Source organism: uncultured Nostoc sp. (assembly GCF_964245445.1).
Taxonomy (GTDB): Bacteria; Cyanobacteriota; Cyanobacteriia; order Cyanobacteriales; family Nostocaceae; genus Nostoc.
This window is the reverse complement of the sequence record NZ_CAXTNE010000195.1, coordinates 1-15,603: the sequence shown is the minus strand read 5'-3', so window position 1 is coordinate 15,603 and position 15,603 is coordinate 1. Positions and strand designations below refer to the sequence as shown.

The window sequence follows — 15,603 nt, the reverse complement described above, 5'->3', positions numbered from 1 at the left end:
CTCGCTACTATCCACATCTGGATTCACAAAATATTATTAGTGGGATAGGTTCATTATTCAAGAGGTCTTATGAAACGCTTAATCTACATTATCCCCGTTACTGCAATTGCCTTACTGACATTAGTAGGATGCAACAACGATAAAAAATCTACTACCCAGACTCCTGCTGCCACTGAAACCACTGCGGGGACGGCAGTATCTAAAACAACTGTTGCTACACAGGGAGGTTTTAAGACTTTGGTCAGTGTAGTTTCAAATACCAAAACTGCGGTGCAAGGCGGAAACTTTGACAAAGCTCAACAAGAATTTAATAAGTTTGAAAACTCTTGGTCTAAGGTTGAGGATGGTGTCAAAACTAAATCTTCAAAAACCTATAATGTAATCGAAGATGCTGCGACTCAGGTTAAGGGTGCGCTGAAGGCAAAAGATAAAGCGAAAGCTCTTAAAGGGTTACAAACACTTAACACAAATATTGCCAGTGTTGCTAAAAAGTGAGCTAAAGCTAACATAGATCAGAAGTCAGCCCCTTTGGGGAAGTCAAAAGTCAAAAGTCAAAAGTCAATAATTTTGAATACCATAAATGAATTTAGTTGCTCTGCATCCAAATTATTTTTTGGTCAAAAGACACAAGATAGTAGGAAAACAGTCTTTATATCTGGCTTTGAACAAATAGCAAAGTGCTATAGTTTCCACTGGAGATTTTGGATAATGCGTTCATTTCGCAAGTACCACCGGACTCTGGCAATTATTTTGGCTTTACCGCTTGCTGTAACATTGTTAACTGGAATTGCAGCGACGCTAGTAGGTGAGTGGTCAGCTAACCTGGGAGTAGGGCGTAGTCTACTGCTTTCGATTCATCGTGGTGAAATATTTGGTTTACAAGGAATCTACCCGATTTTAAACGGACTAGGACTATTGGGATTGTTGGTTACTGGATTAAGTATGACTAGTTTGTTTGGTAGAAAAAAGCCAAAATCCGAGAAGGATTAGAAAAGACATAATTTCACTTCCCGTGCGATCGCATAGCAAAAAGATTAGTACTACCCCTTTCAAGGTGTGCTTGACCCCAGTTTAATGCTAGCAGTAGATGCATTTCCTTGTGAAGATGGTCATGCTCTGGTGGAGAATTTTACCAAAAAATCAATAGGTTGAAACAATAATTAATTAAATTTTACACATATATTTGAATGTATTATCAATTATACTTATTGAAAATTTAAAGTTTTGATAAAGTAGTTGATGTAACCTTGTACTTCATTATAATTAAATAGTTACAGCGTCGGTTTAAAAAAGTTTGGAAAAAGAACCAAAATATTTGATATGGTTGCTTACTATTTGGGTTATTAATTAAGAGACTTTCAAAAAAAAACTATCTAATTCTTTAGAGTAGGCGTCTCGCTTGCGCGTAAGCAAAGGCGGATTTTTCAGGTCAGCTCACAATAAATAGCTGGATATTTTTTCTTTATAAGTTATTAACCAAATAATTTAGTAATTTTTAATTTAGATTACACAAATGGTAAGTAATCTACATTGAACTGATGAATAGTTCTTTGACTGAGGCTGAACTTACGTATTAGTGAGAAATTCAGGAGAAATAACATGGCATTTATTTTCGGCAAAACAAGTGCTGACAATCTTTCTGGGACTTCTAAAAATGACACGATAGTTGGTTGGGCTAGGAATGGTAATGCCAATAGCACCTCCAGTAACGACACTTTGAATGGTGCAGATGGTAACGATTCTCTCGCAGGTGGGACGGCAAACGACAGTCTAATCGGTGGAAATGGCAATGACACCCTTGATGGTGGTACAGGAAACGACACTCTACTAGGTGGTGCAGGCAATGACATCTTCATAGGCAGCCAGGGTAACGACAGCATTAATGGCGGAGATGGCAGTGATACGGCAGACTACAGTAAACTAGGTCAAAGCATTACCTTGTCAGGTGTCGGAACCATTCAAAAATCTGGCGGATTTGGGCAAGACCAACTCTTTAGAGTAGAAAAGGTTATTGCTAATGCTAATGTTGCCAACAACACTATAGATGCATCCCAATCTTTGTCTGGGGTATTTATCACTGTTAACCTACAAACCCAAAGTTTAGCTGCCAGTAACGTTCCTGGCTTGGGAACATTGTCATTTACAGCAGTAAACTTTGATAATGTCATCGGCACAAATGGAAATGACAGCATTGTTGGTGACAGGCAAAATAACCGATTATCCGGTAATAATGGCGATGACACACTTGATGGGGGCTTAGGTACTGACACCCTGAATGGCGGAGCAGGCGACGACACTTATCTCGTTGACAGTACTCTTGATACCATTACAGAGGCTGCTAATTCAGGCACAGATACCGTCCGGTCTTCTGTCTCCTACACACTAGGCGCCAATCTGGAAAATCTGAGGCTAAGGGAAGGTAGCGACATCACCGGGACAGGTAACGGTCTTAGCAACTTCATTTTTGGTAATACTTCTAACAACATTTTGAATGGCGGAGCAGGCGATGATACTCTAGATGGTAATAATGGCAATGATATCCTCAATGGTGGCGACGGCAATGATAGTCTACAGGGCGGGCCAGGCAATGAGGTACTCAATGGCGGGGCTGGAGACGACATCCTCATCGGTGCTTTCCCTGGTAGTCCGCTTCCACCTGGAATAGGAGAAACTGATAACTTCACAGGTGGGGCTGGGGCAGATAGATTTATCCTCGGTGACGCTCTAAATGTTTTCTACGACGATAACAACACTACCACTCCTGGTTTTGGGGACTTGGCTACTATTACTGACTTCGATTCTAGCCAAGATCGAATTGAACTCAAAGGAACTCCACAAGACTACCGCTTGCAAACTATTGCAGGCAATACACGAATATTCTTAGACAAACCGACAGGAGAGCAAGATGAAATCATAGGTGTTCTGCAAGGGAAAACCAATCTCAAACTTGATAGTGATGACTTCCTTTTCTATGAGCGAGAAAATCCTGGAGAAAGTACAAACAACTCACTAGAGGGCGCTGAAGGGTTAGGTTTCTTATCATCAGGCTCAGACATTAATATCTCAGCCCAGTTGGCAACAGTTCAACCAGGGGATAATTCCGATTTCGACTTTTTTAAATTTTCTGTAGCAAATCCAGGAACTGTCACTATCAGTACGGTGACACCTGAAGATACAATTCTCGGTCTGTTTGACGATGCTGGAACTTTATTAGAAACTAACGATGATAATGGCTCCAACCAGGCATCATTAATCACTACTTTCCTGAGTGCAGGTACGTACTCAATTTCAGTGAGTAAATTTAGTTTCTTACCTGAAGATGGCGGAATTTTCTCTGGTAGCAGCTCTATACCTGATTTTTCTTATAACTTAGAAGTCAGTTTTGCATAAGAATGTTGTCAACTTAAAGATTGTACTGACATCAGGAGGTAGATTTAAGGATACTTTTTTTCCTAACTAGGGGAACACGTTGCCGTGTTTCCCTTTACTCGACAAGAGACTTTGACCCATCAATTCTTTCTTGACAGACCACTACGTATGCTGAATAAAAACAAGTCTAGTACCAGATACCCATCTTCGTAATGCAGAGGTATTTAATCAAAATCTGTCGGTAAATCTGGTTGGCGATAATGCTGGAAAAGCCGCGTGATTTGCGCTGGTGTCACACGTCCGATGGAAAGTTCTGGTAATGCATGTTCAGCAAAAAAACCTACTTCTTCAGTTTCAATACTTGATGATGGAGAACCACCAATAAGTTCACACTTAAAAAACAGCTTGTAGATATAAAATGGAAACGGTGGATGTCCCTGTTTGTCTCTGTCATAGACTGCTAATAGTTTGATCGCGCGTGCTTGATATCCAGATTCTTCATATACTTCTTTCACAACTACCTCACTGGGCGACTCGCCGACATCAGCCCATCCACCAGGTAAAGTCCAACAACCGTCTGCTCGTTCTTTGACTAGCAATATAGTATCATCACGAAAAATTGCTCCTCGCACATCAACTTTGGGAGTTGCATATCCTACTTCACGGCTAAACAAATCGAGAACATAGCTGTGTTCTACATTTGAGTAAGTCGCCATAATTTCTGTGGCGATCGCTCGTAATTGTTTGTAGCGTTCGATATCAAAAGGCCCTTCACAATAGGTTAGACCATTTTGAGCGATCGCTTGTAACTTTTGTGCCCATTCTAGCCATTTAGTTTCCAAAGTTTTTTCCAAGTTTGTGTAAGTTAGTGCAAGCAAGTATCTGATTAATAAATTTTATTTGACGATGCTTCTTACTGGAGTTTAGACTAAGTCATGACAAAGTGACCCAGTAGTACTGAGTTGACAAACTACACACCTAAAAATATAAAAACGAAAATATCAAGCCGACTTTGCTGGTTGTTTTTTGTGGTTGATAGTAGCCTTTTTAACTTTTATATAACGAATTATACGCAGTCGTGCCTTGCCAGTAGTCCACCCAGGTGACTTACCATCATGACCACAAGCGATCGCCAAAAAGTCTACCCAAAACAAAAGTGGTTAAAACGCAGATTACAAGCTGATTTCAGCTTCTTGTCTTACCAAGTGGAAATGAAGGACTGGTAAGGCTTTTGGAAAACTTTTCGGTCTACTGAAACTATGTAGCTTGGTTGTCACGGTAAAAGAGCGTGATCGCCTACCATCTCACCCCAATGGTCTGTTTTTCTAAGTGAACATACTCTATTTCAGTGTCCCCATCGTCATTGATTAGATTAATAGCAACTTCTACGGGAATAGTGCAACTTTGTGATTTACCAGAGATAGTAGTTCGCTCTATGGTCTTGTATTCGCCTTCCTCAGAATCATAGAAACCAATGTCTTCGTTTGGAGTATGCCCGTCAGGGTGGAATACAACTATAGCGTCCATCTTAAAGGTTATTGTGTTGTCTTCTTGGCGTAATACTGACATATTACGGATTTCTACTGACTCTACCTCAACTTCTATTTCATCAATGAAATCTATTTGGTCTTTTGGATGACGCCCATCTATAAACTCAAGTGCGAGGAAATCTTCGGCAACATCTTCTTTTATTTGGTCTATATGGCTGGTTAAGTGTTCTAAGTAATTAGGTGTCATTTTTTGGCGTTGAAATGTTCTTATCTATTATGCAAGTATCTTGTAGAGATGCCTATAGAAAATTACTTAGCCTTTTGCACTACAGTAGACGCGATCGCTACCTCTCTAATTGTGGTAAAAGTTTTAGCCGTCGCGTGGCGGCAAATTATCTCTTACCTCAATAATTCTTCCTCTTGCCTGTATGTGTGTTGACTCTCCTAATTTTTCAAAAATTTGGGGAGGCAGGAATTATAAAAATTGGACAGCCTTCTTACTTTATTATTTCGCCTGGTAATGGAAGATATTTCACGCTGTCCAATTTTTACCGATTTTTTCCACGGGGTAGTACCTTCTGGAGTTTTGACTACCTAATTGTGATCGCCCCTGAATAAGCATGTTTTCCACGGAGAGCAGTGGATGGTGTACACACCCCAGTAGCGCTCCTCGTACATGAGGAGCGCTCGACCTATCCTCAATGCAGGTTTGATATCCCTGTTCTGTCACTCTCCGAAAATATTTGCCATTTCTGGATTCTAGAGCTTTTGTATAGCAAGCAATCGCGTGATTATTTTCTAATAACAAATACAAGACCAATTTTTTTCTAATAGTATAGCTTGTATTGTTTGCCTCATAAGGCTTATAGCTATCGCCCTCCCCGAAAGTGACAGAAGAGGGATATTTTTTAGGGTAATATTTTGCAAAACCCTATAGTTTTTGACTGAAATTTCTTCAATTCTTGCCATTACACTTTCACCTCCAAAATTCTGGTGGTATCGTTGCCACAAATGCTAATAAATATAGTAAGGGTACGGTACACCGCACCCTTACCACAATTGTCAAAAACTACCAGATTTTTTCAATAGCTTAAAAGCTAATTTTCTTAAGCATCATCTAAAGCTGCAATTCCAGGCAATACCTTGCCTTCAAGTAACTCCAAGCTAGCGCCGCCGCCGGTGGAGATGTGGCTCATTTGGTCGGCTAAACCAACCTTTTCCACAGCTGCTACTGAGTCGCCACCGCCAATGATGGTGGTTGTGCCAGTTTTGCTAATTTCGGCGAGGGTATGAGCGATCGCTTCCGTACCTACCGCAAACTTATCAAACTCAAACACACCCATTGGCCCGTTCCAAATTACCGTTTTGGTATCTGCAAGGGCTTCTTGGAAAACTTTTACTGAGTCTGGGCCAATATCCAAACCTATACCATCATCGGGGATGTTCTCAATGCTGACGGTTGTCGCATTAGCATCAGGAGCAAACTTATCTGCTGATACTATATCCGTGGGTAACAAGAAGGTAACACCCCGTTCCTTAGCCTTAGCTTCCAAAGATTTCGCTAGTTCTAGCTTGTCTTCTTCCACCAACGACTTACCGATATTTAAACCACGGGCTTTGTAGAAGGTGAAAATCATTCCACCCCCGATGATTAGCTTGTCGCACTTCTCCAGCAACGTTTCAATCACGCCAATTTTGCTGGAAACTTTGGAACCACCAATAATTGCCGCCAAAGGACGTTGGGGATTTTCAATAGCATTTTGCAGATATTGCAATTCCTTCTCAACCAAATATCCAGCCACAGAAGGGCTGAGGAATTTAGTCACACCTTCAGTAGAAGCATGGGCGCGGTGTGCAGTACCAAAAGCATCATTTACATAAAAATCAGCATTAGCTGCCAATTTTTTGGCAAATTCTGAGTCGTTTTTCTCTTCTTCTGGGTAAAAACGGACATTTTCTAGTAACAGCACTTGGCCATTTTGCAACGCACCAACTTTAGCTGCAACTTCATCACCAATGGAGTCATCAGTTTTAACGACTTCTTGCCCCAGTAACTCAGACAGACGCTTGGCAACGGGAGTTAGGCGTAATTTGTCATCCACACCCTTGGGACGCCCAAAATGACTTGCGAGAATGACCTTAGCACCCTTCTGCGTCAAATCTCTGATGGTTGGTAAAGCGGCGCGAATGCGAGTATCGTCGGTAATGTTGCCTTGATCGTCCACAGGCACGTTAAAGTCAACCCGCACTAAGGCACGTTTCCCAGATATATCAGCCGAAGATAAACTTGCTAAACTTTTTTTGGACACACCAAACTCTCCTGATTGCCTTTTTGTTATTGTTTTGAAAGTAGAACCATCAAGATTTTACCGGAGTCAGGGGTACCCAAGTGACAGAGATATTTAAGACAGTACTATTTCCTATCGATCAAAGCCGGGAAACGCGGGAAGCTGCTGATGTTGTTAGCAACGTAGTCAAAAAGTACAGCAGTCGCTTGGTGCTGCTGTCTGTGGTAGAAGAACCACCTCCAGATGCGCCTAGTGCAGATGATCCGATGGTGTCACCAGAGGTAGTTGCTAAACTGCTGGAAAATGCCCAATCTTTATTTTCTGGGCAAGGAATTCAATCTGAAACCTTAGAAAGGCGAGGCAAACCAGCTTTTACGATCTGCGATGTCGCTGATGAAATCGGAGCCGATTTAATCATTATGGGCTGTCGGGGGCTAGGCTTGACTGAAGAGGGAGCCGATGATAGTGTTACTACTCGCGTAATTAATCTTTCCCCTTGCCCAGTGCTGATTGTGCCTTAGCAGTCATAAGTACCCAGGAGCTAGTGTGTTGCTGAATAAACTGTTACGCAAATAATATTGTACATTTACCTGATGACTGATGACTGAAAACCCGTCAACAGTCATCAGCCAACTGAAACGTGAAGGTCGAAGCTCTTACAGGGAAGACGGAAGCTCTTGCAGGCTGCGCGAAACACTGAAACGTGAAGGCGGAAGCTCTTGCAGGGAAGACGAAACACTGAAACGTGAAGGCGGAAGCTCTTGCAAGTAGAGCGTAATACCAATTTGAAAAAAGAATGCGACAAATAGACCATCTGTAGAGACGCGATGAATCGCGTCTTTACCCAAAAATGTGTTTGAAATCATTAATTGAATTGGTATTACCCCCTCTGGGCGATGCGCTGCTGGAATATCACGACCATAAGTAGAAAGCCACCGCGAAGCACAAGCTGCCACCACGGAGTAATAGTCCCTTCGAGATTCAGAAGGTTGTACATCATTCCTAAGAGAAGGACACCTATAAGCGTCGGAAACACGCTTCCCTGACCGCCTGCGAGAAATGTTCCTCCCATGACGGTTGCAGCGATCGCATCCGTTTCCCAGCCAAAGGCAGCCACAGGCTGACCCGCCCCTAGACGGCCCGCCAGAATAACACCAGCAAGCCCTGAAAGCATACCGCTAAATGTGTAGACTGCAAGCTTCACTTGGTTTGGGTTTACGCCCATGAGCCGGGAGGCTTCCTCGTTGTCGCCGATAGCGAACACATGCAACCCTAATCGGCTTCTGTGCAGCATAAACCAAGCTGCAAAATATAAGAGCGCAACCATAATCACGGGGACAGGAACGAAACCAATAAACCCTCTGCCTAGCCAAACAAGTCCTGATGCTGCCGATGGTACTGCAATCGACCTCTCCTCGGTGATGCTCAATGCTAGCCCCCGTGCCGCGCTTGCGGTGAATAACGTAACAACGAACGGCTGGAGCCTGGCGCGAGACACGAGAATACCGTTTACCACACCGAGCAAGGTGGTGCTGACAATGCCGCCAACAATTGCTACAAAGCTTCCTTGTTCAGCAAGCATTGCCGCAACGACACCGCCTAGAGCAACGAGGGAACCTACGGAAAGGTCGATTCCGCCGCTTAGGATCACAACAGTCATGCCCAGTGCCACGATCGCTAGCATACTGTTCTGTCGCATGATATTCATGAGATTAAGAGGTGTCAGGAAGGTTTCATAACGAAACGATGCGAAAACAGCCAAACTAAGAAGCATGAGTAGCACGCCCTGCCAGGTGAGGAGTCTGGCGAGACGCTTCCATAGCCGCATTCCAGCCAGTGCAAGAGACCTTGTGGCAGCCATAACGCGTTAAACCTCCTTAGGGCGCTGTAAAAAAATCGCGAAAAGAATAATTACGGATTTTAAAACTAATGACCAGGTGAAGGGAATCAGGAGCATGTTGAAACTTGTGGAAATTACCTGCATAATCAAGGCTCCGACAACAGTTCCGAGTACGTTGGCGCGGCCACCCGAGAAGGGTGTACCGCCAACAACAACGGCTGCGATCGCCTCGAATTCCGCGTTTACACCGACCTTGCTAGGATCGCCCAAACCGAGCCTCGCCGTCTCGACGAGTCCGGCCAGCCCCGCAAGCAGGGCACTAACTATATAGACAATGTATTTCACGCGTTCTGCACGGATGCCCGCAAGCCGTGCGGCCTTCTCGTTGCCGCCGACTGCAACAATCTGACGCCCAAAAAGCGTAGAGCGGATACAGAAGAAGGCTCCTGCAATAACGACTGCCGCAATTACAACCTGAATTGGTATAAAACTGAGATAGCCCTTTCCGAGCGCTTCAAATGTGGGATTGGTGAAGGGAACGAGCTGACCGTCCCCGATGACCTGAGCGACCCCACGCCATAAGATCAGAGCCGCCAAGGTAGTGATTAGTGGGTCAAGTTTCAGACGTGAGATGAGAAAGCCATTGATCAGACCAACCAAAAGAGCACAGCACAAGGCGAACAAAATGGCAACAGTAATTCCATACTTAATAAGCAATGCCACAATGACTGAAACCAATGCCATAGTAGAGCCTACCGTTAGGTCGATGCCACGCGAAGCAATAACAAATGTCATCCCAACAGCAATAAACATTGTGGTCGATACTTGGAGCAACATGTTCAAGGTGTTGCTAACTGTAGCGAAACGCGGAGTGAAAACTGCGTTCGCAACATAGAGAATTAGCAGTGCCGCAGGTGCACCAAAGTTTGGGTTCCATAGGGTTCCCCAATCCAGGTAAGGCTTCTTGCTATTCATTATCTGTCCTGCTCTGTTTCACGGCTTCCTGACGATCTGCACCTTCCGCCATTACGTGCAGAATTGCTTTTATGTTCTTTTGTTCGCCACTGAGTTCGGCGATTGACCGACCGTCACGGAGGACGATGACACGTTGTGAACCTTCAACTAGCTCTTCCACTTCCGATGAAATCATCACAACCCCCAGCCCTTGCTCTGCTAGTTCGGCGATCAGGCGCTGGATCTCGCCCTTTGCACCAACATCGATACCACGAGTCGGTTCGTCGAGGAGAAGAAGTTTTGTATTCTTGCACAGCCATCGCGCCAGAAGAACCTTCTGCTGATTGCCGCCTGATAGTTCGTGGATCTTCTGTTCGGCACTAGTCGCCTTAATTCCAAGGCGCTGCATGAAACGATCAACAAGCTCGTTCTGTCGTTTTCTGGAAACGATGCCCCACTGCGTAAGGTTTGGTAGTGCAGCGAGGGTGAGGTTTTCTCGCACCGAAAGCTCAGGGATGATGCCGTCCGCCTTGCGATCCTCTGAAAGGAAAGCTATCCCAACGTCGATCGCATCATGAGGATCGCGCAGGGATAGAAGATTACCTTCGAGTTTTACAGTTCCACCCTCAAGTGGTTCCGCCCCGAACAGGGTACGCACAGTTTCACTTCGACCAGAGCCGAGCAAACCCGCAAGCCCGACGATTTCGCCATGCCGCATTTCAATCGAGACACCATCAAGCCGTTTCTTATATTTGAGAGCTTCCGCCTGGAGCAGCACTGGTCGATCTACCACATTTTGCGATCGCCCTGCGAACGCCGTGACTCCTTTGCTCACCTCTTCTGGCTCACGACCCAGCATAGAACAAACGAGTTCCAGGCGATTGAGCGTGGCCAGGGATTGCGTTATGATGTTGCGCCCATCACGCAGAACTGTGACGCGATCGCACACTGCGTATAGTTCTTCAAAACGGTGGCTGACGTAAACGATGGATGTTCCTTCCAACTTTAGCCGCCGCATGACGTTAAAAAGAACAGAAACCTCGGTTTCGGTAAGGGAACTCGTGGGTTCATCAAGGATAAGCACCCGCGCACTAAAGGATATGGCGCGTGCGATCGCCACCATTTGGCGATGGGCAATATTGAGCGAATCAACCACCGAGCGCGGGTCGATATCCAACCCCAGGCGCTCCAATATTTCGGATGCCTCAGTGTTCATCCGCCGTCTGTCAATAATCCCAAAGTGATGCGGCTCTCTGCCAAGAAAAATATTTTCAGCAACGGTTCGGAAACCTACAAGATGGATCTCCTGGTACACAGCTACGATGCCTACCGCCTGTGCTTCGGTTGGGTTATGGAATGCAACGGGACTCCCGCCATAATCCATAACACCCGAGTCCCGTCGATACGCTCCCGTCATGATCTTAATGAGTGTCGATTTGCCAGCACCGTTCTCTCCGACCAGCGCATGGATCTCGCCCGCCTTTAGCTCAAAATCGACGCCCCGGAGCGCCGACACCCCGGAAAAACTTTTTTTTATGTCCCTCATGCACAAGACAGTTCGAGTCGCCTGAGTCATCGGCTTTACCTAGTTTTTGTCCTGATAGCCCATAGTCATCTTTTTTATTCATCGTCCAGGTTCAGCATATTTCCTGGCTATCTTTTCTTTATTTATATGGCGCAAGAAGCTCAGAATACAATTATGCGTGACTTTTGACACTTCGACTCCTTTCGACTGCGCTCAAGGCAAGTCGCCCAGTGTTAACTTTTGACTTCTGTCTTGCGGTATTAGTATGCTTCATGCACAAAATCTTTGGCGTTTGTCACGTCGAAGAGTCTGTCCTCAAGAATTATTCTAGGAGGAATCTTTTTGCCGACAAAATACTTCTCCATCGTAGCGAAAACAAGTGGGCCAAAACGCGGGTTCGACTCGACACTCACGCCAAGCTCACCACGGTTAATCGCTTCAAGTGCGGCTTTCTGACCATCGATTGAACCGACGATCACATCCTTGCCTGGCTTCATGCCTGCGGACTTGAGAGCCTGGATCGCACCCAATGCCATTTCGTCATTGTGAGCATAAACTGCCGTGATATCAGAACCCTTAGCTTGGATGATGTTTTCCATTACACGCACGGCCGCAGCCCGCGAAAAATCCGCCGTCTGGGTGGCGATGATCTTCATGTTGGGATAACTGCCGATCGCATCGCGAAACCCCTTTGCCCGATCAATTGCGACCGATGACCCTGCTGTTCCGGTGAGTTCCACAATAGACGCCTTGCCATTAGTAGCCTGAGCCAGCCATTTGCCAACGCGGCGGCCTTGGACAATAAAATCCGAACCGAGAAAGCTGACGAAATGCTCGCCTGGTCTTCCCGCAGCTTCACGGTCGATGAGAAACACTGGTATTTTTGCCGCTCTCGCTGCTTCGAGAGCAGGTGTAAGACCTTCATATTCGCGTGGCGCGAGAAATATTACATCGACTTGTCGGGCGATTAAATCTTCGATGTCGGAAAATTGCTTTGATGTCTGCCCCTGAGCATCCGTCATCAGGAAATCGTAAGTTTTCTTACGCTTGGCAGCTTCCTCTTTGATGCTGTTCGTTTCGGCGATGCGCCACGGGCCGATGTTCTCTGTTTGCGAAAATCCGACAATTTTTTTTGTTTTCTCGCGCACACAGCCAGACTGCGAGAAAGCCGCAACAATAATCACAGCGTAGGCGCTAAATACCAGAAACTTTGACATATAGACTCGGACAGGTTTCATTTTTCATAACCCCATCAGATATTCTATTTCTCGTGTCCGATCGCTAATTATACTTAGATCCATCTTCTGATTCATATTGTCTACCATCTGCTCATGCTAGCGTCGAACAAACAGGAGAGTGTCATGGCTCTGTTTCAACCTACACGACGACGGTTTATTCAAGTAGCTGGAGGGGCAAGTTTCCTGACTCTCTTGGGCTGCAATCGACGGGAGCAAGCAATGCTGACGCTATATACCTTTGGGGACTCAATTTTAGATTGCGGACGATATAACGAGTTTGGGGTTCATCCAGGACAACTCCTTGTCCAGAATGACGAGCGCCTGTTTCCAGAGTTTCAAGGTCAAGACCTGAAATCACGCCAACCTGCTCGTCTGGAACATCGTGCCCGTGATGGTGCGACGGTTGATGGTTTACGGCCTCAGGCGCAAGGATTGCGAGTGGAAGGAAAGGCAATTGCACTCATCACTATCGGTGTTAACGATCTACTACGGGGATTAATTCGAGATTCCGGTGCAGGAATCGCAACTTTTGCTAATACCCTCGACACATTTGTGCAGCAGTTACCAATCCGTCCTATTCTGCTAGGTAATGTGTATGATCCAACCTTCGGGGATGACAGCCGTAACTTTTTGGGTGTTGAACCGGCGATCGCTCGCCAGAACCTCCAGCGCATGAACACTGCAATTCAAGAAATTGCCAATCGTTATGGACAGTTCGTTGATCTCCACGCTCACTTCCTAAAGGGCGAACCATCATGGTTCACAGCGATGATCGAGCCAAGTCTGCGGGGTGCATCGGAAGTACGAAGGGTTTTTCTTCCCTATATTGTCGGGAAATAAGCATACTTTTTCTTGTGCCGATATTAACAATTGGGTATTGCTAATCCAATCTATAGATATAAATCTGTTGCCTTTTACAAATACCCTGTTCGGACTTACACCACTTTTTGGAAATAATATTTGGCTCAATGCTATTACTGCGGCGATGCGCAAGGAGCAGACATTGGATTCCTATAAAAATACTCTACTGATTTATTTGCCTCAGTAGAGTATATAAATGTACATGTATTTTATGCCTCTAAGCATTATCTTATCCAAAAGTAAATCTTTATACTACAGTGTAAATACTAGGTGTTTTGAACAGCACGCAACTTGTGACAGGTGTGGACACGAAAGCGGCGATATTTTTTGAAGGTGTAGTAAGTTGTTCAAAATCTCATCCGTCAGCCTGGTATTAAAATAGTACTTAGAGTTACCCAACAATCATTTGTCAAAACCTCTTGCATCGCTGCTTCATCCCTAAAAGTTTCTTGCAAAAGGCGTCCTTCATAGACCAGCTTGATTTCGCTTTGCTCAAATACCCAAGGAGAGATGATTACTGTATGATGATGCTCTTTATCTTCTGTCAAACTTAAGTTTAATCTAGTTGTACCATTAGTGGTTGGGACTTGATTAACATAGTGTTCTCCAGTTTTTCCTTCACATAAAATTATCGAAAGTGCATCCCATGTTGCCACTAGCTTTTTGTTGCGCTCTATTACCTCTGGCATTACATAAGGTGCATAATATCCATCTTTTTTAAGAAGTTCAATAATCTTGTTTTGAAAAGCATACTCATTTTTCAAATAATCCTGAACAATTTGAGTAGACTTCTCTGAGTTTTGCCAACTTGTGAATCTCTCATACAATCCTGTACCGTGCAATGAAATCAGTAGCGTTGCATATCTACCTAAAGGAAGTGCTAGCTGTTTAGCACCCGACCAAATGTCTATATGCACCTCAGTTGCCAATTCTGTAAATTTGTAAGGGTAGCCAGTTTGGGGGTTAAGCGTAGGCTGCTGCTCCCACCGCAACCACCCAATGTCATGCTGTTCTGCGGCCAGAGAAACTTCTTCCTTAGGGACAAACTGACCAAATTGCTTATTTCCCCAAGCTCGTGCTAATTGACCTGAAAGCCAGGCATGATGGGGTTGAGTGATACAAATCACTCCATACTTTGATATGCGATTTAGCATGAGTTGAAATTTTAGCCTATTACTTATCTTTCAACTTATACAAAACAAGGGCTAATTTTCTACAACCTATAGGTCTAATTTGAGAATTAGCACCGTCTAACTATAAAAAGTTACTATCAATGCGGGAAGTTGAACATTAGCAATGATGCAATCTTTGGAAAGCAATATCGGATTTGGAATTTGGTTGACTCACTATTAAGATTCAATGCCAGAAATAGGAAATCAACCCAAATAATTAAGCGCCCACTCGGATGAACGCACTAAGTTTTTTGGTACAACTCCAAAAACATCGTCATACAGTCATACATTCACTTTTACTAAATCCATATCAGCAAGCCAGATAATTCTACTTTGAGCCGATGCCATTTCTTCCAAAATTGGGGAACGCCATTCTACTGCATAAAGCCAATTGTTTTTCAGGCTAAAAATCCCTTGAATAATCCGACGTGATGGTTCTTCACTAAAATCAACTTCCACCACATCGCCCAATTTAAAAGCTGGTGTAGCAACTGTGGCTTTTTCGACTAAGTTTGTTCCAGAAAATTCTTCTTGAGACAAGTAGAGTATTTCACGACAGCAGACAATGGCATAAATCCATTCCTGTCTCTCCCATTGGACACCACAACAGTAGCCTGATATATCAGAGCCTGATAACAAAACTTTTTCCCGGATTTGAACTGCTAATGGTGGCATGTCTTTTCCCCACGGTACAGAACTATGCCAACAAGATTCTAAAGTGACAATTTGATTAATCATGCAAAGTAATCTCTTTTTTATACATAAACTACCTTGCACTTCTGTAATCCGGATGTAATTTCAAAATCCAGTCACAGCAGCATTTTAGTGAGCTACTCCGGAGAGGCAGGGGGCAGGGGGCAGGGAGC

15 protein-coding genes are annotated in these 15,603 nt (G+C 44.4%); 6 read left to right on the top strand and 9 right to left on the bottom strand.

The genetic code is table 11. From position 1 onward, the window contains the following. The first annotated feature begins 69 nt into the window (after positions 1–69). From ACFE90_RS26220 to ACFE90_RS26210, 3 genes are all read left to right on the top strand, one after another. Complete coding sequence (locus tag ACFE90_RS26220) at positions 70–495, top strand: DUF4363 family protein (protein ID WP_375505361.1); 426 nt, start codon at positions 70–72, stop codon at positions 493–495. A 213-nt stretch (positions 496–708) separates the two neighbouring features. Further along, positions 709–990, top strand: coding sequence for a peptidase (locus ACFE90_RS26215; protein ID WP_375505360.1), 282 nt, complete (start codon positions 709–711; stop codon positions 988–990). A 609-nt stretch (positions 991–1,599) separates the two neighbouring features. Then, positions 1,600–3,390, top strand: a complete 1,791-nt coding sequence (locus ACFE90_RS26210) for a pre-peptidase C-terminal domain-containing protein (RefSeq protein ID WP_375505359.1) — start codon at positions 1,600–1,602, stop codon at positions 3,388–3,390. Positions 3,391–3,593: 203 nt separating this feature from the next. Here ACFE90_RS26210 and ACFE90_RS26205 read toward each other — a convergent pair whose 3' ends face one another. Next, positions 3,594–4,211, bottom strand: coding sequence for an NUDIX hydrolase (locus ACFE90_RS26205; RefSeq protein ID WP_375505358.1), 618 nt, complete (start codon positions 4,209–4,211; stop codon positions 3,594–3,596). 454 nt (positions 4,212–4,665) lie between these two features. Beyond that, positions 4,666–5,106, bottom strand: coding sequence for a hypothetical protein (locus ACFE90_RS26200; RefSeq protein WP_375505357.1), 441 nt, complete (start codon positions 5,104–5,106; stop codon positions 4,666–4,668). A gap of 48 nt (positions 5,107–5,154) precedes the next feature. Between ACFE90_RS26200 and ACFE90_RS26195 the strand changes: the two genes are divergently transcribed. Next, positions 5,155–5,298, top strand: a complete 144-nt coding sequence (locus tag ACFE90_RS26195; protein WP_375505356.1) for a hypothetical protein — start codon at positions 5,155–5,157, stop codon at positions 5,296–5,298. A 667-nt stretch (positions 5,299–5,965) separates the two neighbouring features. On the opposite strand, the gene ACFE90_RS26190 is transcribed toward ACFE90_RS26195, so the two are convergent. Continuing rightward, the gene (locus ACFE90_RS26190) at positions 5,966–7,168 is read right to left on the bottom strand and encodes a phosphoglycerate kinase (RefSeq protein WP_375505355.1); all 1,203 of its coding nucleotides are present in this window, start codon (positions 7,166–7,168) and stop codon (positions 5,966–5,968) included. An 89-nt stretch (positions 7,169–7,257) separates the two neighbouring features. On the opposite strand from ACFE90_RS26190, the gene ACFE90_RS26185 reads away from it, so the two are divergent. Then, positions 7,258–7,668 (top strand): universal stress protein, encoded by a 411-nt coding sequence (locus ACFE90_RS26185; protein ID WP_375505362.1) that lies wholly within the window; start codon positions 7,258–7,260, stop codon positions 7,666–7,668. A 359-nt stretch (positions 7,669–8,027) separates the two neighbouring features. Here the strand turns inward: ACFE90_RS26185 and ACFE90_RS26180 are convergent, their stop codons facing one another. The 4 genes from ACFE90_RS26180 to ACFE90_RS26165 all read right to left on the bottom strand — a co-directional run bounded on the left by ACFE90_RS26180 (position 8,028) and on the right by ACFE90_RS26165 (position 12,704). Then, positions 8,028–8,921 (bottom strand): ABC transporter permease, encoded by an 894-nt coding sequence (locus ACFE90_RS26180; RefSeq protein WP_375505354.1) that lies wholly within the window; start codon positions 8,919–8,921, stop codon positions 8,028–8,030. A 93-nt stretch (positions 8,922–9,014) separates the two neighbouring features. After that, positions 9,015–9,962 carry an ABC transporter permease gene (locus ACFE90_RS26175; RefSeq protein ID WP_375505353.1) on the bottom strand — a complete coding sequence of 316 codons (948 nt, stop codon included), beginning with the start codon at positions 9,960–9,962 and terminating at the stop codon, positions 9,015–9,017. After that, complete coding sequence (locus ACFE90_RS26170; RefSeq protein WP_375505352.1) at positions 9,955–11,517, bottom strand: sugar ABC transporter ATP-binding protein; 1,563 nt, start codon at positions 11,515–11,517, stop codon at positions 9,955–9,957. The genes ACFE90_RS26175 and ACFE90_RS26170 overlap by 8 nt, the downstream gene beginning before the upstream one ends. Positions 11,518–11,726: 209 nt before the next feature. After that, complete coding sequence (locus ACFE90_RS26165; protein ID WP_375505351.1) at positions 11,727–12,704, bottom strand: ABC transporter substrate-binding protein; 978 nt, start codon at positions 12,702–12,704, stop codon at positions 11,727–11,729. A 123-nt stretch (positions 12,705–12,827) separates the two neighbouring features. On the opposite strand from ACFE90_RS26165, the gene ACFE90_RS26160 reads away from it, so the two are divergent. Further along, complete coding sequence (locus tag ACFE90_RS26160; protein ID WP_375505350.1) at positions 12,828–13,544, top strand: SGNH/GDSL hydrolase family protein; 717 nt, start codon at positions 12,828–12,830, stop codon at positions 13,542–13,544. 383 nt (positions 13,545–13,927) lie between these two features. Here the strand turns inward: ACFE90_RS26160 and ACFE90_RS26155 are convergent, their stop codons facing one another. Together ACFE90_RS26155 and ACFE90_RS26150 are read right to left on the bottom strand one after the other, a co-directional pair. Further along, positions 13,928–14,719, bottom strand: a complete 792-nt coding sequence (locus ACFE90_RS26155) for a DUF3891 family protein (protein ID WP_375505349.1) — start codon at positions 14,717–14,719, stop codon at positions 13,928–13,930. Between the two features lie 300 nt (positions 14,720–15,019). After that, positions 15,020–15,475 carry a DUF1392 domain-containing protein gene (locus tag ACFE90_RS26150; RefSeq protein WP_375505348.1) on the bottom strand — a complete coding sequence of 152 codons (456 nt, stop codon included), beginning with the start codon at positions 15,473–15,475 and terminating at the stop codon, positions 15,020–15,022. Positions 15,476–15,603 lie beyond the last annotated feature (128 nt).